At 34.0% G+C, this 19,833-nt stretch carries 15 protein-coding genes; 8 read left to right on the forward strand and 7 right to left on the reverse strand.

The genetic code is table 11. From position 1 onward, the window contains the following. Positions 1 to 382 precede the first annotated feature (382 nt). Complete coding sequence (locus tag AAGU22_RS04665; protein ID WP_458721064.1) at positions 383 to 709, forward strand: hypothetical protein; 327 nt, start codon at positions 383 to 385, stop codon at positions 707 to 709. Between the two features lie 812 nt (positions 710 to 1,521). On the opposite strand, the gene AAGU22_RS04670 is transcribed toward AAGU22_RS04665, so the two are convergent. Next, positions 1,522 to 1,995 carry a hypothetical protein gene (locus AAGU22_RS04670; RefSeq protein WP_458721065.1) on the reverse strand — a complete coding sequence of 158 codons (474 nt, stop codon included), beginning with the start codon at positions 1,993 to 1,995 and terminating at the stop codon, positions 1,522 to 1,524. Between the two features lie 1,107 nt (positions 1,996 to 3,102). Here AAGU22_RS04670 and AAGU22_RS04675 point away from each other — a divergent pair. Continuing rightward, the gene (locus tag AAGU22_RS04675; protein WP_458721066.1) at positions 3,103 to 3,303 is read left to right on the forward strand and encodes a hypothetical protein; all 201 of its coding nucleotides are present in this window, start codon (positions 3,103 to 3,105) and stop codon (positions 3,301 to 3,303) included. Between the two features lie 1,213 nt (positions 3,304 to 4,516). Here the strand turns inward: AAGU22_RS04675 and AAGU22_RS04680 are convergent. The 3 genes from AAGU22_RS04680 to AAGU22_RS04690 all read right to left on the reverse strand — a co-directional run bounded on the left by AAGU22_RS04680 (position 4,517) and on the right by AAGU22_RS04690 (position 6,287). Continuing rightward, complete coding sequence (locus AAGU22_RS04680) at positions 4,517 to 5,179, reverse strand: hypothetical protein (RefSeq protein WP_458721067.1); 663 nt, start codon at positions 5,177 to 5,179, stop codon at positions 4,517 to 4,519. 170 nt (positions 5,180 to 5,349) lie between these two features. Beyond that, complete coding sequence (locus AAGU22_RS04685) at positions 5,350 to 5,490, reverse strand: hypothetical protein (RefSeq protein WP_458721068.1); 141 nt, start codon at positions 5,488 to 5,490, stop codon at positions 5,350 to 5,352. Between the two features lie 479 nt (positions 5,491 to 5,969). Continuing rightward, the gene (locus AAGU22_RS04690) at positions 5,970 to 6,287 is read right to left on the reverse strand and encodes a hypothetical protein (protein WP_458721069.1); all 318 of its coding nucleotides are present in this window, start codon (positions 6,285 to 6,287) and stop codon (positions 5,970 to 5,972) included. A 370-nt stretch (positions 6,288 to 6,657) separates the two neighbouring features. Here AAGU22_RS04690 and AAGU22_RS04695 point away from each other — a divergent pair, with 370 nt between their 5' ends. From AAGU22_RS04695 to AAGU22_RS04720, 6 genes are all read left to right on the forward strand, one after another. Further along, positions 6,658 to 7,320, forward strand: coding sequence for a patatin-like phospholipase family protein (locus AAGU22_RS04695; protein WP_458721070.1), 663 nt, complete (start codon positions 6,658 to 6,660; stop codon positions 7,318 to 7,320). Positions 7,321 to 7,487: 167 nt separating this feature from the next. After that, on the forward strand, positions 7,488 to 8,135 hold the full coding sequence (locus tag AAGU22_RS04700; RefSeq protein WP_458721071.1) for a hypothetical protein: 648 nt from the start codon (positions 7,488 to 7,490) through the stop codon (positions 8,133 to 8,135). Between the two features lie 612 nt (positions 8,136 to 8,747). Further along, positions 8,748 to 9,665 (forward strand): bile acid:sodium symporter family protein, encoded by a 918-nt coding sequence (locus tag AAGU22_RS04705; protein ID WP_458721072.1) that lies wholly within the window; start codon positions 8,748 to 8,750, stop codon positions 9,663 to 9,665. A gap of 408 nt (positions 9,666 to 10,073) precedes the next feature. After that, positions 10,074 to 10,871: a hypothetical protein gene (locus AAGU22_RS04710; RefSeq protein WP_458721073.1), complete on the forward strand. Its 798-nt coding sequence runs from the start codon at positions 10,074 to 10,076 to the stop codon at positions 10,869 to 10,871. A 720-nt stretch (positions 10,872 to 11,591) separates the two neighbouring features. Next, positions 11,592 to 12,866 (forward strand): MEDS domain-containing protein, encoded by a 1,275-nt coding sequence (locus AAGU22_RS04715; RefSeq protein ID WP_458721074.1) that lies wholly within the window; start codon positions 11,592 to 11,594, stop codon positions 12,864 to 12,866. Further along, entirely contained in the window at positions 12,863 to 13,909 is a 1,047-nt protein-coding gene (locus AAGU22_RS04720; RefSeq protein WP_458721075.1) for an MEDS domain-containing protein, read from the forward strand. The genes AAGU22_RS04715 and AAGU22_RS04720 overlap by 4 nt, the downstream gene beginning before the upstream one ends. Before the next feature lie 522 nt (positions 13,910 to 14,431). On the opposite strand, the gene AAGU22_RS04725 is transcribed toward AAGU22_RS04720, so the two are convergent. The 3 genes from AAGU22_RS04725 to AAGU22_RS04735 form a co-directional block, all read right to left on the reverse strand. After that, positions 14,432 to 15,136: a cupredoxin domain-containing protein gene (locus AAGU22_RS04725; protein WP_458721076.1), complete on the reverse strand. Its 705-nt coding sequence runs from the start codon at positions 15,134 to 15,136 to the stop codon at positions 14,432 to 14,434. A 521-nt stretch (positions 15,137 to 15,657) separates the two neighbouring features. After that, positions 15,658 to 17,160 (reverse strand): MFS transporter, encoded by a 1,503-nt coding sequence (locus AAGU22_RS04730; RefSeq protein WP_458721077.1) that lies wholly within the window; start codon positions 17,158 to 17,160, stop codon positions 15,658 to 15,660. 507 nt (positions 17,161 to 17,667) lie between these two features. Beyond that, positions 17,668 to 18,927, reverse strand: a complete 1,260-nt coding sequence (locus AAGU22_RS04735) for a cation:proton antiporter (RefSeq protein WP_458721078.1) — start codon at positions 18,925 to 18,927, stop codon at positions 17,668 to 17,670. Between the last annotated feature and the right edge of the window lie 906 nt (positions 18,928 to 19,833).

Here is a 19,833-nt window from a genome sequence, read left to right on the forward strand (position 1 = left end):
GAGATTCTACGATGATCAATTTTTTTCAAAAGATTCGTCAAGTAGACGAATTTGAATAAATTCTTTTTTTCTAATTGCAGTTTGGTATGATCTCTAATTCTAAGGTATGGTTGGGATAACCCACAAAACTTGGTCTTTATTAGAGATTTGATTACATCCGATTAAAAGACCAAATATACGGATTATAAATATATTGCACTGTTAATCGAACTCGGATAAGGCATTATCCCAGATGTACCCGCAAATATTAATTAAAAAATAATCCGTGTCGTGAAAAGTTTATCGCTGTTAATATAGCCTTATATGTTCTCATCCGTTTTCACAGTTTAATGAATAAGAATGTTTATGACAGAAAAATGGAGTGTATAAAGGAGGTAATATTATGGTGGAAGTAGTAGAGCTTTCCATTACTCCGACTGGAGGGTCTTCTGGAGTCTACCGGGTGGACATCAGAGGTTCCGGATTCATGCCAAATCAGACGGTGTTTTGGCGGTTACGGGGCGAGGATCCGGCGTCTGAAGATTTTATCAATGCTCCTAGTGGCGGTGGCGTCGTCGGCCCAGATGGGACGTTCTTCTTCACTGATAGCGCTATCGGGGCGAACTTGAACGAGGATTGGGGGGGCCAAGACGAAATCTTCGCCGATGTATACTATACCTATGTTGGCGCTTCTCACCACAGGTCCAACACGATCAAACGCAACTTCTGAATTCCGACTGCGGCAGCTATGACTGGTCAAAGTATGCTGGAGCGCCCTAATCCTTGCGTTTGGTAAGGAGATAATCTTTGACAAATACAAAGGATAAGGAATCTATCTATTAAGATAGTTACAATAAGGAGTCTTTCAGAAATCCAAGTGTGATTTTTTATCTTGACATTACTACTAGATATTTTATGCCCCCTTCTTGTAGTGTTGTAGATACATCAATTATTTGAAACTCATCTACATTCAGTATTTAAACACAGAAGTAGTCAATCTAAGAACCAAAAAAATACTGTTAATAATATGAATCTGTATTGGCTGTGTTTCAACTAATATTTCTGCATCAAAACATTGATATTGTAAATGAAATAAGCGTATACTCGCTACTAGTTAATCTTTTTCATATATATTATTCTTAAAATATTTCATACTGAAAGTTTATCCATGATTGATTCATAACTCGATGATATTCTTACTTCGATAAATCGGTATTCAATAGATTTCGATCGTCTGTTATTAGGTCTAAAAAGAGGATTGGGAGATATAGGGTTCATGTTAAAGTTTATGGCATGACTCTGTCTTCGTGACAATAATTATAGAGATAGTTAGATGTGTAAAGTTACAGACCCTAATCAGGACATTATTATCAAACTAATAAAGAGAATGAATGATCATTTGAACCCAAACTAGGAATCACATTTGACTCAAAGGAAACCATAGTAGAGCTAAACGACTGCAGCTTTATAGTTATCTATAGATTCCATTAAAACTGTTTGTCGCATATCAAATCTCCTCCGCTAGGGTATGACGGTATCGCATCATTCATTTTTAGTATTAGGTGAATTAATCGACTGGTCATCACCTATAATTGATCCTTTAAACATTAGAATGATCACTACTAAAGCTGGAATAATCAATAAAGATACCATTATATTATAATGTGGATACATGAATCTATTTTCGATGCTCCAAGCAAACCAAGCAACAGTGATGAGAATTAATACTGGACCTATCAATGACAATATTATGACTTGGTAATGTCGTTTTACCTCTTGTGTTATTTTACTTCCACGCGACAGTTGAAATCCATAAATTACAAGTGCTAGACTAACAAGTAATGCGATAGTACCGATATAAGTATCAGCTCGGACCTGAATTGCAGTCTCATCATTTTGTTGAATTATCCTGTTGTTCTGTTGAATGATAGTTTCTAAATTAGTAATATTATTCGTTGGCGGTTGCTGTTGTCCTAGCACATTCTCATTTATAGAGTAATAGATGATGATAATCACCGTTGTCACAACCAAGCAGAGAAGTATCCTACAGGGCAGGTTCATTTGTTTGTCAGTACTATAGTCTGTTCAGCTCAATTCTCATAAACCTTTCCTGATACAAACTCCTCAGTCAAGGCCGTTTTGACAAAATTGACATATACTTTAATCCATAATTCAGTTTTACATCATATTCTGGATAACGGACTATAAAATTAGGGCTATACGCTATACTACAATGTGGGCAAATCACAAAAGACAATAGCTATTGCTATTTAAAAAGTACTGCTTAACAGAGAAATGCTATTCACTGAATTTCAATTAGTGTTACCTACCTTATTTCACAAACACAAGAAATACAAACATCAATTATAAAAAAAATCATGGAACAAATGTTCAAGAAACTGAAAAAAGAGCAACGATCTCAACAACAAGTCAAGAAAGGAGATCCGATAAATTGCTAATGTTTTTTTGGTAAATCCACTTCGCCGCTAATACTAAAGTCCTTGGATTCTAAATAATCAGGAGTAAGGTTTTGGAAAAATTTGTCGATCTCATTGGAGGTATTGATGGAGTATACTTTATAATCATTTACATTTACAAAATTGACTAATTAGATCATAAACTTAGAAACTATGACTAGGGATTTTATCAAATTTATTATCATTGACTGGGCCATATCATAGTGGTGGCCAAGAATAAAAAGTTAATCTTGCATTATTGATTGATTAATACATTTTTTGTCTCTAAATCCTAAAATTATTAAATAATTTACAAGTTGAAAGATTGAGAATTTTTTTAGAAAATTTGATGTGGTATGAAAGTGAAGGTAAATTTGTCTCATTTATTTCAGATGAAAATAAAAGACACCAAAAAGGGAGGAATGGATTGATAATTATGAAAGGTCTTGTGTAGGATTTTTGGCTCTCATTATTTTGTTTTTGGTGATAAAATGGGCATTATTTTGAGACCTTTAATATTATCGTTAATTTATTAATTTAAGTTTTTTCATTTATGCTCATTTCGTTTCTATATAGAGTACTCTAGGACGATATTAATTGTTTTTAATGATATTTTTAAAAAATATAATAACATCATTTTTATAACATTATATTAACAAATAAAATCATGATAGTTGAAGGAATAATATGTTTGGTTATAGGAATAGTACTTTTTTGTGTTACTCCGTTGTTTCACTCTCCGTCAATAAGTCGTATTGTTAGGATTATAGCAATAACCCTTATAGTTATAGGAGTAATCTTAATTGTTCTTGGTCTTGTACTAGGAGTAGCATTGATGTCATTAGGATCTTTATCCTTTCCTACCTGATCTCCCTCCTCACTCCTCCCTCTTTCTATTTTGAGTTCTCCCTGATATCATTTTAGCTTTTTTTTGCAGAGAATCCGGTTTTTTTTTAATTAGCAACGTTCTGTCTAAAGGTGTGTCTTTTTATTTTTCCTTCTTGAAAGTTTAAACGATTGATACTAAAGTTTATTTTATATCTTGATTGTTACTGTAAAGAGGATATATTGTTAGAGTAAATTCCTATAAAAAAAAGGGTCTAGCATAAACGACGCGGAGAACAAAAGATGCAAAGACCCTTATGGAATTAGAGTAAACATTACTAACAGGATGAGTTTAAAAATGAATTGTATCATCAGTCAGCGTCGCCGTAGTTACGATTTAGTTTTGGACATCTTTTCTAATAACGGGTTCCCGAGGTAGAAATAATTCTCAGCATGTACTACATATTAACTTCTCAAGACCGCACTTTTTTTTAAACAATATAGTTATTGAACTCTCGCTATTAATTTTGAAATCAGCAGATATCATTGTCCATACAACGTCAAAAACAAACGGGTATAGGTAACACATATTTCCAAGATCTCAAAATCATATTTAAAATATTATTGGCATCAAATCTGCAAATACAAGATAAAGCAAAATTATTACACAGATAGACTTCCCTTAATTGTACAGATCATTCATATTTTGGAACATAATAGATTCCTGAACCCTTCAAATCAGTGAATAAGGAAAAAATAATTAAATGCTTTTTTAGAAATTACAAAGAGATGTTTCTTAGACGTAATTCCATGCTTTAAGAATTTTCCTAATATTCATATAGTTTATTCAAAAATTATTCATTAAATGTTTACTATTTGTTATAAAATTCCATATGCAATATACAAACTTAATTGCTGAGTTCTCCGTTTGGGTAAAAAAGTGCATAAAAATCTATTTTGTTTATATGCCCAATATATAAGATGTGACGTTTTTACGATTGTGACTAGTCATAAAACTAAAATCAAGTTTTGAAGTAGATGTTACCATGAAAAAATCATATAAATTATAACACATACGATGATTATTTTCCATATGCTTATCTGATTAAATACTTTTGATATGGATTATCTCATTTTAAGGTTAAAACCCATTATCCTATGTCTTATTCTTTTAAGAAGATTCTCCTTTTTTATTAAAAAAAGGAAAAGAAAGTAAAAATTGTTGTTTGAGCTTGATTTGTGGGTTGCCTGATAGTCTACTTATCTGTTTTATTCGCTACAGATGAATAAGATGCAGAGGATCTATAGGTATTATCTTTTCCGATTCCCTCATAAATCCTTACATTTCTTTTTCCTATGTCGGCAAGATGTTTTGATTGTTCTTTTGCTTCGTTGACTGCGTTTTTGAAAAAGCCAATATTAGAAAATGCGATGTCATTAAAAATTCTACTAAATGCAATTACGTTTTCTGTATAGCTACTTATCAACCTTGAATACATCTCGGGTATTCTTCTAAAGAATTCTAGGTTATTCCATAATTGATCGTGGACATTTTCAAAGTATGGTGCGAATACTGACTGAAAGGAATTTATGGCCTGTTTTTGGTATTCCAGATAGTTTTCTGCGATATCCTTGGTTGCTTGTGCTGTTTGTTCCTGTGTGTCAGTAATTGCTTGGGCAAAACGAGGAATTTGATTTATGGCTTCATCGGTGTTTCTCTCTATACTTCTCTTAGATTCTTCTAAGGCGTTGCTGACAGATCGAGTGGACTGCTCTAAATTATAAATGTTATCAAATGATTGCTTATTATTATTATTGATTTGATAAGAGGATTTTTTATTGTAATCTTTATTCTTACCAGGAATAGTATCTTCGATTATATTATTAGATTCTGTTTCGATTTTATCATTATTAGACATAGTAATGCCATTTATTTAACAAGTTATAAAAGGGTGATAAAAAATCACCAAACAACCTTTTACTTCAATTAGTAATTCCTCTTAAATCAGATTCAATAGCCTAAAATTTCATTAAATAACAGTAATTTAATCAAAGTCATCAATTATAACAAATATCCAACAAGATTAGATTAAGAGTAAATTTTAAGTTCATCATGTTTGGCGGATTTTTCCCTTGCTCCCTCACCTCCGAATTCAGCGCTTAAGAATAAAACAGGCCCGCCTTCTCCAGACGACAATCGTCTTAAGACCTGTGAAATAATATATCTCATATTCTGAGTAAGAAAAGTATTTTCAAAAAAGAGACAGGAGTCCGAGTAAATTATATCTGCATTTTCACTATCTTGAAGACTGTAAAAAAATCTATGGCAAATTTAATATAATTTCCCATTTCTCCTTCTAAATCCTTACTTATATTACAATTCTCCCATACTCGCTTAAGAAACACATCAATATCTTTGACCATTATATGATAAAGATTATGACCAAATCTTCCTAATGATGCGGAATAGGTGGCTTTAACATTTTAGTTTTAATTGAAAAGAGGGTTCCAAGAGCTTCTCAAATGGTATTAAGCTGTGACAAATACTGAAACGACTATTATCGAGGATTATGAGGATATCCACATGATTTCCACCGAACCCTTATACCATAAGGGACTTAATCCCACAGAATAATTAATTTTATCGATGGGGACTCAATTAATTACCGTCTTTTAGACTGGAGTAGGTTTTATTGATTCATCTAAAAGCTATTTAAAATCTTTAAATGACAATCTGTCATATAAATAATCCCAGATTATTACATAGGAAATTAACTTATGCGCTCTAAAGAATCCCCTTTCGTAGTCATTCCCATCAAAGGTTAAACTAATAGTACATTTCGCTTCTTTGTAACCATTATTTTTTATAGGTATGCGGAAGACGTCATTTTGATTTCTAATTTCATGATCAAAGCTACCTATAACAGATTGTCCTTCCTTGGTAAGCATACCACTAGATGAAGAAATGAATTTTCCAATTTTGGTTACATCATTAAAAATACGGTTCACGTCAAGGTTATGTTTCAATAGCCAACTAATACATCGATATGGCTTTTTTATTATCGATGGTGTTTTTGATTATTTCCAAATAAAAAGATGATCTTTGTATCAAAAATTATCTGAATAGCTCTGTTACTTTATCAAGACATCATCAACAATAGTAATCACATTGAAAAAAATAATTTAAAGAATTTGAGTGGAATAGGATCTACATGAACGCCATTTTTTTGTGTTCCTTACATTAACAATAGTATTAGTTTTGATAATCTGCCCGATCCACTAATTGATACATAAAATAGTGCTTTATTTCAAGATGGAAGTGGTAAATATGAAGCTATTAACTTCAAACGGCCTGAAACTGTAACAATAATAAATAATCCGAATGTGAATGGGATTCATGAAACTCAACATAAACAGAGCTTTGATTTTTCAAGGGGGGGGTTCGCTTGGTGCATACGAAGCAGGTTGTTACAAAGCTGCTAAAGAAGATCTTTTAGAATACTTTAAAGAAGGCGGCAGGGAAAATGAGCCAATATTTCATATCGTATCTGGAACATCAATAGGCGCAATAAATGCTGCCTTATTGGTAAGCTATGTAAAGGAAAATAAAACATGGGAAGGATCTGGTGAAAGGCTTGTTGATTTTTGGGAGTATCTTTCTACACAATCCTCTGTTGAAAGGATACCTAACTTTAAATCTTATTGGGATTCTTGGCATAAATTAGATAAACGAATAGCATCTGGAGAATCAGCCAGAAGATATTTCAGCACTAAGGAATTTATTTTGAAGGGGGTTCCTAACGTATTCGTACCCAAAATACCTATGTTTGATAATAGATTTTTTGATCCATCAAATACGTGGTATGTCTACGACAACAAACCTTTAAAGAAAAGTCTCGAAAAGTTTGCAAAATTTCCTATTTCCACATGTTACGAAAATAACGAACCAAGGCTTTTGCTGGTTGCTGTGGACATACTAGACCTTACTCCTGTGGTTTTTGATAGCTACGAAAAGGAGGATGGAACGAGGAAGTCAGATACGGTAGATATGGTAAAATAAAATTTGGTAATTCTGAGAAAGATCAGCAGAATACTGAGGGGTTTGAACACATTATAAGATATAACGATGGAATTACATCAGACTTCGTTCTAGCAAGTTGTTCAGTTCCGATAAATTATGACTATACTTGGCTAAATGTAGAAAGCCGTGCCTTAGTTGATGATGGAGTGCAAGACGACAATGCAGATACTGGGGATATCCATGTGCCTTCTCATTCGAATGGCAACACCGGTTTGCGCAGTTTCTGGGACGGTGGTCTATTAGCTAATACTCCATTAAGACAGACAATAATCGCTTATAGGGATTATTGGTATGACGTGAAAAAATTAAAAGAGAACGTACCTAAATTGAGATACGGTATAATAAATCTACATCCGGCTAGACAAGATTATCTACCATCTGACTATGACGGTGTTGTTGACAGAAAGAATGATATAATATTTCATGACAGGACACGGTTTGATGAAAATGTCTCAATTCTGTTGTCCGATTTCATTACTTTTGTCAAGACCCTAATTAATTTAGCCAAAGAGAACGGTGCGAGCGAAGAAGCACTGCAAAAGATCTTGGAGGCCGAAACCAAGTCCGTTCTTCTTGCCACTGGCAAGCATTGGAGGTTTGAGGATTTACTAACTGTCAGCGTAGATGTTGATTATGTTGTTCGTCTTGAGCGAAGGAATGACAGTCATACCGTATCTAATAAGACTTTTGACTTTTCAAAAACTACAATCGACCAGCTGCTTAAGGATGGATACCAAGAAACTAAGGAACAGATGATAGCCATTATTGATAGGCTAAGGGAAATGAATAAATGAAAGGATAGCTAGCATTGTTGCTATTCTGGCCTAAACTTTTAGTATCATATAACATTTGAACTAATTGTCTTTGATTTATATCATTCTTCCATTGGTCATGTGTGTGCAACTTCATTAATCAAAACAGTAAAATGTTATCCAATCGATTATTTTACCTTCAAGAGTGCTTACAAATGAAATTCAGATATATATAAGAGCTGATATCTGATTTGAATACTGGTGTTCTCCTTGTTAAATGAAATTAACTTGTAGTCTATTTTATTACATAGATATACTAGTCAGAATATACAATCGATGAGGGTCTTTAACCATACTTTAGATCAGACGTCCAGAATCCGGCTGTAATTTCACTGGAATTAAGGCAGAGCAAACCACCATGATCCACAGGTACGAGTAGTATGCCTATGTCTGTTGATACCTACCTAATTACAAAATCGCTACATTTCGTTATGGTTCAATTATATCATACTGAGAATGTCTTTACTGCTCCCTATTGATCCATTTTGTCTTTTTATCAGGAGATTTGGTCAAGGTCAAAGGATTGCTCCAATGCATCGATAATTTTGGAATAGGGGAGAGAGTTTTATAGAACATCAGAATGAGTAAGAATCATTGCTAAATGACGTGCCCGGACTTTTAGTCACTAGGGAAATTGCTCTTGGTTTATTCGTTGTGACTACAATGCTTTCCATCGGCCTGAGCGTTAATCTGAAGCAGATCAAAGGTATTTTGTCAAATTATAAGCTAATAACAAAAGGCCTACTAGCTAACTTTTTGATAATTCCTTTGGTAGCGTGGATAATAGTTCAGGTAATCCCAATGGACAATTCGATAAGTACGGGCTTTCTATTGGTATCTGTATGTGCAGGGGCTGCGTTGGGGCCCAAGTTTGCTCAAATGGCAAAATCTGATATTGCTTTGGCTGCAACAATGATGTTCTTCCTTTCAGTTTTGACCGCATTCATCACGCCCTTCTGGCTTGGTGTGTTCTTCGGATCAGCTGGCGATAGTGCTAATAGGGATGGTTTTGCGACTCCAAGTAATCATACATCACGGATCCTTATCGAACTTATAATTCTCTACTTAGTTCCAATGTTATTTGGAATATTAATTAACAATCGTTATCCAGACAGGGTTAAAATTAGGACTCTTTTGGAAAAAGGTTCAACTATTCTCCTGATAGTAGTAGCTGCCCTAGTTCTCATGACCAATCTAAATGGGATTTATCATTATGTTATGGGGAGTGTGGGAATTATCATAAGTTTGATAAGCGTACTTATCTATGGTACACTAGGATATTTCCTGGGCGGGCCTCGGACTTCAACTAAGCGATCACTTGCATTTGATACTGCTATACGTAATGATGCGGTAGCTTTGCTTATAGCAACTCAAAGCTTCTCTGATCAGCCTAATGTTGCTGTTGTAGTTGTAGTTTTTGGTTTGACTCAGATTATTGTAATGGGTGTAATGGCTTATTATTGGTCAAAGAAAAGCAAGGGATCAGAAATTAAAGCGAGTACAATGGGATAGAAATATCAATAGCATTACCGTCTGGGATAGGAAAAATAAAAACATTCAGGTTTGCTAATTTAACACTCTATTCTCTCCGTGAATATCAGACAGCCCAATTCGATATACAACTGATGCCTCAAATCTTGTATAATTATTTAAGTAATAGTTAGCTAGAAAGTTGTTTTTACCATTTTGAATGAAAAATAGGTATGGAAATGCCCATGGTACTCTAAAATGTTGGGATCCCAAAGCCCTGGTAAGTCAGGAGATGATTGTTGTTACAACAGGGACTACTTGTACCTATCTCTGGAATAAGAGATCTGTATTTGGCTTTGACTTTCTTCTCCTGTGACGATTGACTAGAACTAATCAACAACAAAACAGACCGTTAAGGTTTATTACTTGAAACTCGGGTGATAACCTCTGATGTCGAACAAGATATTGGAAATATTAAATGGTTTTCTCTGTCTGGTAGATGTTATTTTGCTAATTCATGTATATGGCCATCTAAATTCAGTTTCAACTTTCGAAATCATAGCCATTGTAGTTTTTGATGCATTTGTTGTTGCTCTTATTCTATTCGATTTCTACGGAAGACTGAAAAAATCGCAACAGGGATGGAGATATATCTTGGATAATTGGTTTATTATCCCCATATCACTACCGATTTTCATTTTCATTTTACCTGAGACGGTATTTTCTGGAGCTTTGACATTAGGTATAATGTTCAGAGGATTAGGAATACTGTACATGCTTAGAGTCGTCGTTAAGGATGATTTGAATGTTCTTGGAACTAGTAAAACTTTGCATGTAGTCATGACATTTTATATCATGCTAGGTGTAATCGCCCTCCTATTTTATGATGCAGAACGTTGGAGTCCAAATTCATCCATAAAAAGTATAGGCGAATCATTTTGGTATATTATCCAGATGTCATCTGGTGCTACGTTTGGGCCAAGCCCCGTTACTTTTGAAGGCAGAATCGTAGGAGCAGTCGCCATGATCGTTGGAACTTTGCTAACGGGAATTTATGTTTCCGTTGTTACTGTCTGGTACATGACGCGAAAAAAGAAGGGGAATCAAAATGAGCTGGCCTACGAAACAAAACAGAACATTATAGACAAGATAAATAGACTGGAGGAGCTAAACAGCAAAGACTTAAAACTACTTCTAATTTTGATAGAAAGCCTACATGGAAATCTGCAAAAACCACGGGAGGGTTGATGCACATATACTTTGACGATTATTACAAGAGGTTACTATATTAGATGTTTGGTACATAAAGGATTTTTTAAGAGAATCTTTTTTAGGAAATTCACGACCAAATCTACATGTCATGTCAACCATAATGAATAGATTAATTTATTGAGCTCTTAAATCAATTGCTTTGAAAGGTAGGATTTTCTCTTTAAGGATTCCTACTATTAATATGGTCTCCTCATTTAACGAAAGAAGTGCAAAAAAACATCAATCGAACTAGAGCAAATTTAAAGCAACAACACAAAGAAGGTGATAGCACACTTATTACACATATGTTTGGAATGATAATGCGCATGAATTAATTATCACAGTTATCTGAAATGGGTGTTATAATTGAAAAAGTAACAATTAACCTCGTTTTTATTAGTGAAATAAACATATAGATGAATACTTATCCCCACCTTATCGATTCACTAAATCAGCATAAAGTATTAGCAAAAAAATGAGGCTTAATTAAATTCGATTCAGCACTCCGCATTCCGGGCCGTTTAAAGGGAGCTGTATATTACTACCCCAATTATCATGGCCTTTCTCTTCTATAACTACAAACTTTCTCTTGAACATATTTTTAATCAAAAAGTCTGAATTTTTGTAATTCTTTTGAATACATATCCAATAATCAATTATTTTGTAAATATATTGGAAAAAGTATAAAAGGTTTGTAGTCGTTATTAAAATATTGATTTGACTGGCGCAGATCTCGATTCTTCTTTGGTAAAGTCTTCTAATCATATACTAGCTATATATCCTAATAGGAGACAAAAGTTAGATGCTGCATTTAAATTCTTAAAAGATGGACTCTTAAATAATGAAGCCATATTATTGATAACTGACGAGATAAACAAGGAGGATGCAATTACACGCATGGAAAAGGATTACACTGGATTTGATGTCTTGAATCTTTTAGAAAAAGGAGTAATTTCTGTTTTATCCACTGGTCAATGGCATTTTATTAATGATCCTTTTGATGGTGACAGGACTCAATCAAAGTGGAAAAAAGCTGTGGAAAAATCACTATTGAATAATTTCTTAAAAGAAAATTCATCAAAGCAAGGAAAGACTTGTGGACTGAGGGCATTTGGTGATACCAAATCCTTCTTTAACAAGGATAGATCTTTACGTTATGATAATAAGAATATATTTAGTTTTGTTGATAAACTTGTAGAATATGAATGCTCTATGGAAAAACGTTTTCCATTTCCGTTGAATGTTATTTGTGCATATGAGGAAGGGGACATAGTTCAACTTGACAATCTGGAACTAAAATCGCTTTTGGAACATCATGGGGTATTCCATAAGGATAGTATCAAGGAACTTGTTTATCCATTACGAAATTCGCATATCACATTATTGTATGATAATCAACAAGACTTGAATGATGCTTATATCACTTACATCAATGAAGGTTTAGCCCGAGGTCAACTTTGTGTTTTTGCCTCTGTTCTTCTACAAAACAATGATTTTTTAAGAGATATTTCCCCAAAAATCATAAATTTTGAGGAAAATGTACAATATAAAAATCTCGTTCTGGTCGATATGGCTAATTACTATATCCAAGCGATGATGGATAATTTACAGGAATTTGACAAGTTTAAAAATAATCTGATGGAGAACGTTAAAAAGGATAAAAATAGAAATAATAAACATATTCGACTTATTAGTGACTGCAGTGACTTTCTTTTCAAAAACAAACACTTTGAAGAATGCATTAACTTAGAAATATGGTTGCACAAAAAACCATTTGAGGGTTCAATTCTTTGTCCTTATTCAAAATCTTTGTTTGATCAGTTTCCCTACTATTATTACCTCTTTAGAGTTTTTCATAGCAATGATATTGTTATTGACTCGCATGGTAATTTCCTCCTTGACTATGTTAAAAATTCTGAACATCAATCCAAATTTATTTCTTATATGATGAAAAGAATGGATGTCTCTAATTTGGAGTTAAAAGACCAATGAGAAATCCAACACAGGATCCAAAAAACTACCAGCCTGGAGAAAGAAAAGTCGATCATGATGTAAAAATGACCAACCCATCAACCGTATCAACGGCAATTAGAAAGGAAATTAATATCCTTGTTTATGAAACGGATCCTGATATTCAGTTCCTTTGTCAAAAATATTTGAGTATCATATCACCTCATGTATCATATACCATAGTAGACGATATTGAGAAATTGACCAATTGTAACGATATTTCTATGTTCGATAAATTTAATTCCACTCAAAAATCTATTTTCGATACTATATTTATTGATGTCAATGTTGGTGATTATAATGTAATTGAAATAGTCAAAAAATTACTTCAGAATATACCCAGACAAAAAATAGTCTTTACAACAACGGCAGGCCTTTATATTATTAAAAATGAACTGATTCGTCAAGGCTTATCATCTAGTATGACTATATTACGAAAACCATTTAGTTTTTCAGATCTGCTTGCAGTTATATCTCCGACAAAAGGAAAATTTGATAAACTAAAATTGACTGATCATGTTCTGGCATCTTATAATTCATTGCAGGAAGAATTAATGGATGCAGTAGATTTCATCAAAAAAGGCGTTGATTTAGACGAATTAAATCTACTTTTGATAAGAAATGATATCGACCTCAAAAATACTGTTATGGCTTTAAAATCAAAAGGATTATCTAATGCGGATATTTTGCTAGAAAATGAATCTCTTGTCATCATAAAGAATGAAGAGTGGTATATCCCGGATGGTAAGGTGGACGTGCCCAGAATAATGAATCAATGGCAGGCTTTAGTAAACCGATCAACACAACTAAAGAAGAAAGGCTTAAGGGCATTTTGTATGATGGATTGTTTTTTTGAAAATGGATTTTCAACTGAGCTTGTAAATTACGAGTGCAATTTGCCTTCACAATTTCAGATACCTGTTATTCCAGTATGCGCGTACCGACAGATCGATTTAGACTGTTTAGCGGAGAAAGACCAAAAGAAATTGATCGAATGCCATAATCATATGATCATTTGTGAGTAACAGTTGTAGTAGGAGATAAAATCATTTAATTTATACTTTATTTGATAACTAGATCTGCTGATAAAAAGATTTGAATATAGTATCATTAATACTTAGATATCGTTTTCCTGATCTCAAATGACCTGTTTTTTTTACTTGACAAAATAAATAATAGAATCTCGATTAAAGGGAGCTTTGCACCATACAAGAAAATTTGGGAATTTTGTTATTTTATTTCATCTTAACTATAAGATGTTATTTGACCTTTGAGTTAAAAGTTACCCAAGGATAAACAACTGCTGAAAATACTAATCCGAATCGTAATTGAGGTAATTTCGAATATTTGTTATCCTTAATTCGAAAATCTTATGGGGAATGCGACCATCTACATAAAGTGTTTCTATAAATTGGTAGAGTAATCATGAAATTTAATAGTTGTTCTTCATACTTGATCAAAATCAAATTCAATGAGCTAAGAAAGAATTAATGGAAAAATAGTTTTTAGGAGGAAGATAAAATTTCTCCTTAGATTTCATGGTCAGATTATTTTACCGTTATGCTTCCAGTCATCCACGGATGCAATATGCAGATATAGTTGTATGTACCGGGTTTCTCAAATAACATTGTAAATGTATTTCCTGACCCTGGAAATTGCTGTTCCATGCCGTTGGGAAGGAACCAACCAGAATTGATATATTTTTCGGTCCCGTCCATGGTATAGTTAGCATTAGGGTTCATGAACTTAACATTATCAGAAGAATCAATCACAACTGGATTGAATGTTCTTGCGTTTAATGCTATAATGGTGTTTGTACCGTTTGGACCGGGTAAAACTATTGGTTCGTTGTTAGAATTGGGGGGTGAACTTGAAAATGTTGTAGTGTTTGAAACAAACAAAGGAGAAACCGCTCCTGCCATGGTGCTGTTATCCATTACAAATGTCACCGTGTGTGGTTCGCCTACTTCGGTGGGATTATACCAATTTACAGCTTGCCCCACCTTCACTTCAACCTTGTCAGGTGCATAGGTGGTCAAAGGAGCAAAATGATTACCGCCGCCAGCCGCAATCTCTATAGTTCCGTTGTCTTGTTGTTGTGTTTGTTGCTGTGACAGGGATGTCGCAAGCGCAGAGCTACTGCTATCCCCTCCTGTAGTTTCAAATAATAGAAATATGGATGTCACGAGCACCATTAAAGTTATTGTTGCAAATCCCATCGTCAAAATGGATAAACACGATTTCTTAGTCATATTTTCAAGACTGTTTTGCCACTTTATTAGTTTTTAGATGATTATCTAATTCTACAGCTAAAGGACTGTAAACCCAATATCGTAAAGTCAGCAAAATACCATATTCAATTGATCAGCTTCTCTAATGGCTTGTTTACTATTGATACAAAACTGAAGATGTTTTAGTGTTGTTTCTGTTATGTTATTTAATATTTTGTCAAACAACAAGGAACTGTTGACATGCCCAATAATTTTAAATGATAAACCAAGAAAAAAAAAATTAACATTTGACTAACGAAAGTAGGGGTGATCTCTAATATACATTCAAATCAATTTTCAATGTGTTCAGTCAGAAAAAATATAAAATTTAAAAAAAAGAGATTGTACCTGTTGTCCTTTACAGTTTTTGAAACCCATTACATTACTGGGTGGATATATGATATCATTATAGCGTGGATTAAAATCCCATTGGTTGGATTATCTCAATTACATTAGTGATACCGACATAACAAAAATAGTTTATATCCCGTTACTTGATATCATTATTGCTTTTGTGCCGAGCCCAATTTAATTGCGGTTCGTTTCATCATTATGCACATTACTATAGTTGAAGCTGAAAGCAGTGCTCCTATTAGGAATATTATATTAAAGGCCATTTCATTAGGTATCGGTTCTGTTGTACCTGATACTGAGGTGGGAACTACGAAGAGAGTTAAGAACACACCTGAAATAACAGGACCTATAGCTCCACCTATAATTCTCATAGTTGCGTTTGTTGCTGAAACCATTCCAGTAGCCTCTTTTGGTGTATGGCGTAGCATGAGATTTGGTACAAGGGTAATAAAGACTCCGCCTAAAGCAAACCCTAAAAGAACCATTGCTGTTTGTACAGGTGTTGTATGAAATAGGAATAGAACAACCATTCCAATCGTAAGTATTACGCCTCCTGGTACGATGAATCTTAAACTGCCACGTTTGATTGCCATGAAACCCACTATGGGACCAAGGACTACGAATAATAACGCTTGGGGTAATTGTAGCAATCCAACATATAGCACACTCATTCCTAATCCATATGGCTCCGGTGTCTGACCCAGGACAGGAATTGTAGTAAAAACAAGGTACTGAACAACTCCTAGCATCAGGAAAATCATATTGGCTATCAAGACGATCCTACCAAATGCTAGCTTTAGATTGACAAGCGGTTTTTTACTTCTCTTCTCAATCATCAGGAAGGCTGCGAGCGAAACTACTGCAATTATCAGGAATACCCAGAACAATGTAGCTCCTTCTGCACCCATACCTAAGAAGGTAAAAGTCAACATAAATGCTGAAATGGTTAGTATAAGTGTGATCAGTCCAGGTATATCCACCAAATCTGTAAACTTTTGCTTCTCTACTTCGCCATCTGCACCTTCCTTTTCTTTTTTGATAGATGTAGGGGTTCCAACTTTAGGAACTAGTTTCCACAATAAGAATAACAAAACTAATGAAAATGGAATAGCCGAAATAAATACAGCCTGCCATCCACCATAGTAAACAACGGCTGCACCTAATACTAATCCTGCTGCGCTGCCCCCTTGGTACATGGATAATATTATACCTTGGGCCATAGGTAGTTTCTTTTCTCCAACAATTTCTCTTGCAATTCTTATAGAAACTGGAACTAGTGCCACAGCTACCCCTTGTAGAATTCGAAGGCCGATAAGGGTATAAATGTCATGAGCTAATGGAGCCAGCATTACTCCCACCGTATAACAAATAAATACAATCAGTAGCATTTTCTTTGCACCATAAAGGTCTGCTAGGCGGCCAATTATTATTGTCACAGAAGCTCCCGACACAAGGTAGGCAGTAAGTACCCAGGTGATGACGCCATAGTCTACACCAAATTCTGTCACCATTTCGGGTAAAGCAGGAGTTAAAGATGTATGAACATATAATACTAAAACTATACTGAGACCCAGTATCCAAATGATCAAATTTGCATGTTTATATTCTGTTTTATGACTATCTGCGTCGCTGGTGTCACCTGCTTTACCCATGAATGTAGTTTTTTGAAATGTCAAATATATATATTTTAATTTAAGATGTTACTGCTACAATTTGATGAAATCTAATACTATAAGATATTCTATGTCATTTTTATTCTCGTCGGAATTAGCGTGCCTTCAAAATATGAAGGTTATGACCAGTATTTACAATCTTTTTATACGTTTAATGTAAAAAATCGCTTGAAAGATTATCTTATTCTTGAATCAGAAATATACTTTACTTGCCAATTATCATTTGGATATAAAACTATTCTCCTCATAGAGGTTTTTTAAGGAAGAAAAAGGAATCAATATCCTTGGTAAATGGTGCAGTGTTAAAAATCGATTGAGAGAGGGGTTTATCTATCTGGGCTGGATTTTTGGAGTTTATAATACCTATAGAACTATGCTTCAAATGTCATAGGAAAAATGCTATTTTCCGCTTTGTTTCTTTTCACGTTCCTTAATCTGTTAATTCCCATTGCTCTATATTTCCATGAACAGGTTAGTCTTAATTTGTCATGAAACCCTATCTGTATTTGAATCCACATCCAGCTTTGATTTTTTTAAATATCTACTCAATAATATTGGATTTACAAGTAGATTAACGAGGATCAAGGAAAACACCAAAGTAACAAAAAGAGCTTTATATTCATAATCAGTGGGGAGAGAAAGTACTAAAGCCACACATATTCCGCCTCTCAATCCACCATATATGAGAACTTTTTGCCATTTAGCAGGTATTCTAACGTGTGCTATACGTAAAAATGCGTCTCCTCCATATACCAGGACTACCCTTGCCAGCATTACTATACCAATTGGAGCTAGAACAATGATAATCCAAGACCAGGCATCTGTTAGGTGTAAATAATAAATTGCCATGGATACTCCCATTAGATAAAATAAAAGTGCATTCAGCGTAAAAGCCAGATAATCCCAATACAAGTGAAAAGATTGCATCATTTCTGAAAGGAGATCTTTATGTGTTCTTATCAATACTAAGGCAAGAAATACTATAGTTACCACACCTGAGACGTGCAAAAAGTGATCGGCTATTACGTATCCACCTATGACCATTGCTATTGACAATGTAAAACTTACAAATTCGGTTCCTTTCCATTTATTCAGCACTTTACCACCAGCGTATCCTATAGCGCTTCCAAGGATAATAGAACCAACCATAGACCAAACGAAAGAAATGGATGTATTTACAAATGAAAAAGCTAGACTTGAAAATACGATCCCAGATATGACACTAAAAGAAATCAAGGAGGTGGCATCATTCAAAAGTGATTCCCACTCTATAAGTACATTAAGTCTGTAAGGGATGGGAAACCTCTTAAAGATTGTAGACACAGCTACAGGATCGGTAGATGCTACTATAGCTCCAAAGAGCAATGCATGGATAAGCGGAATACCAAAAATGACACTTATACCTATTCCTATGAGGAACAATGTAATGATCACCCCAGCGACAGAGTAAAATCCAATTGGGATTATTTCTTTCCTAAGATCGTGTAATTTCAAAGATCTAGCAGATTCAAAAACCAAAAGTGGGATGAAAATCAATAATATGATTTCAGGTAGGCTGTGTTCAACAAAACCATAAATCTCTTGGGTCTCAACGAGATCTTGTGGTGCTGCAATTATGATCACCCCAGCTATCATCATGATAGTTACCCATGGAATAATAAAATTCCGTGTATAATAGTAAACGACGCTGGCTATTAGCAAATATCCAGATACTATGAGAAGATAATTAATGAAAACATCATCCATTACAATCTAATATAATATCAAAGTGTTAATATGTATTTGATAAATTTGTTTAGAGCCCATTGAATAAGTTGTTATCTATTTCCACATGAATCTAAATTGGTACTCTTTGGCTACAAAATACAATTTGTAAGAATTAACTCAAGTGAGGCTGGCCAATGGAATCTAGTTGTATCATATCAAGGTATCCAGACTTTGCTTTTGGGTGCACAAACAAGTTACCCATATTAAGAACTTGTTTGTAAGAATGGTCCATGCAATGAAGTTTCAATGAAGATCTCAAAGGCATCCAAATCCATCAAATAAGGATTCTAAATCTTTATTCTAGAGTAGCAGAACTTTAGGTGGTTTTAAGATTATGATTTTCTCTAAGATAGTCTGGGGAATAAATCAGACACACCCCTTTCTGTAGCCTTAGTAGAGTATTTCAGGAATGTAGCATATCTAATCCACCATCTTGACCTTCTTTTTCTTGTTTATTGATGTCCTTTTTAATCCCTAATTTGAACAGATGATTTGAATCTTAATCTGTTTGAATGCATTTTATGTTAAAATAAGAAAATATCGCGGAATCCAAAACTAATTGGAAATAAATTGAGACGATCACTAGCAGAATGTAAATTTCGTAAAGTTAAGAATGATATTGTTATCCAATTTTATAATATATTGTACAATTATGTTCTTCTGGTATGAGAATTTTAGAGCAACAAAGTGCTTTGTGTAAATGAACAAGGACCAATTCTTTAATTGTAAAGAGTATGAGTTTGTAGAATATGTTGTTTGCTCTATTATCGTTCAGCTGATCTAGGCTTTTGGCTTTTGGTATAAGTATTCATAAGACGATACCAATACGGGATTCCTATCTCTGCCTTTAATCTTTGTTTAAATTGGGACATTTTAACAAGAATT

It is taken from the genome of Candidatus Nitrosocosmicus sp. R (assembly GCF_054408505.1).

Bases quoted from the DNA above. Each gene is read 5' to 3' on its own strand.
- AAGU22_RS04685 (WP_458721068.1), bottom strand. From the start codon at position 5,490: ATGAGATATATTATTTCACAGGTCTTAAGACGATTGTCGTCTGGAGAA.
- AAGU22_RS04680 (WP_458721067.1), bottom strand. From the start codon at position 5,179: ATGTCTAATAATGATAAAATCGAAACAGAATCTAATAATATAATCGAA.
- AAGU22_RS04735 (WP_458721078.1), bottom strand. From the start codon at position 18,927: ATGGATGATGTTTTCATTAATTATCTTCTCATAGTATCTGGATATTTG.
- AAGU22_RS04665 (WP_458721064.1), top strand. From the start codon at position 383: ATGGTGGAAGTAGTAGAGCTTTCCATTACTCCGACTGGAGGGTCTTCT.
- AAGU22_RS04725 (WP_458721076.1), bottom strand. From the start codon at position 15,136: ATGACTAAGAAATCGTGTTTATCCATTTTGACGATGGGATTTGCAACA.
- AAGU22_RS04710 (WP_458721073.1), top strand. From the start codon at position 10,074: ATGTCGAACAAGATATTGGAAATATTAAATGGTTTTCTCTGTCTGGTA.
- AAGU22_RS04730 (WP_458721077.1), bottom strand. From the start codon at position 17,160: ATGGGTAAAGCAGGTGACACCAGCGACGCAGATAGTCATAAAACAGAA.
- AAGU22_RS04720 (WP_458721075.1), top strand. From the start codon at position 12,863: ATGAGAAATCCAACACAGGATCCAAAAAACTACCAGCCTGGAGAAAGA.
- AAGU22_RS04675 (WP_458721066.1), top strand. From the start codon at position 3,103: ATGATAGTTGAAGGAATAATATGTTTGGTTATAGGAATAGTACTTTTT.
- AAGU22_RS04695 (WP_458721070.1), top strand. From the start codon at position 6,658: ATGAAACTCAACATAAACAGAGCTTTGATTTTTCAAGGGGGGGGTTCG.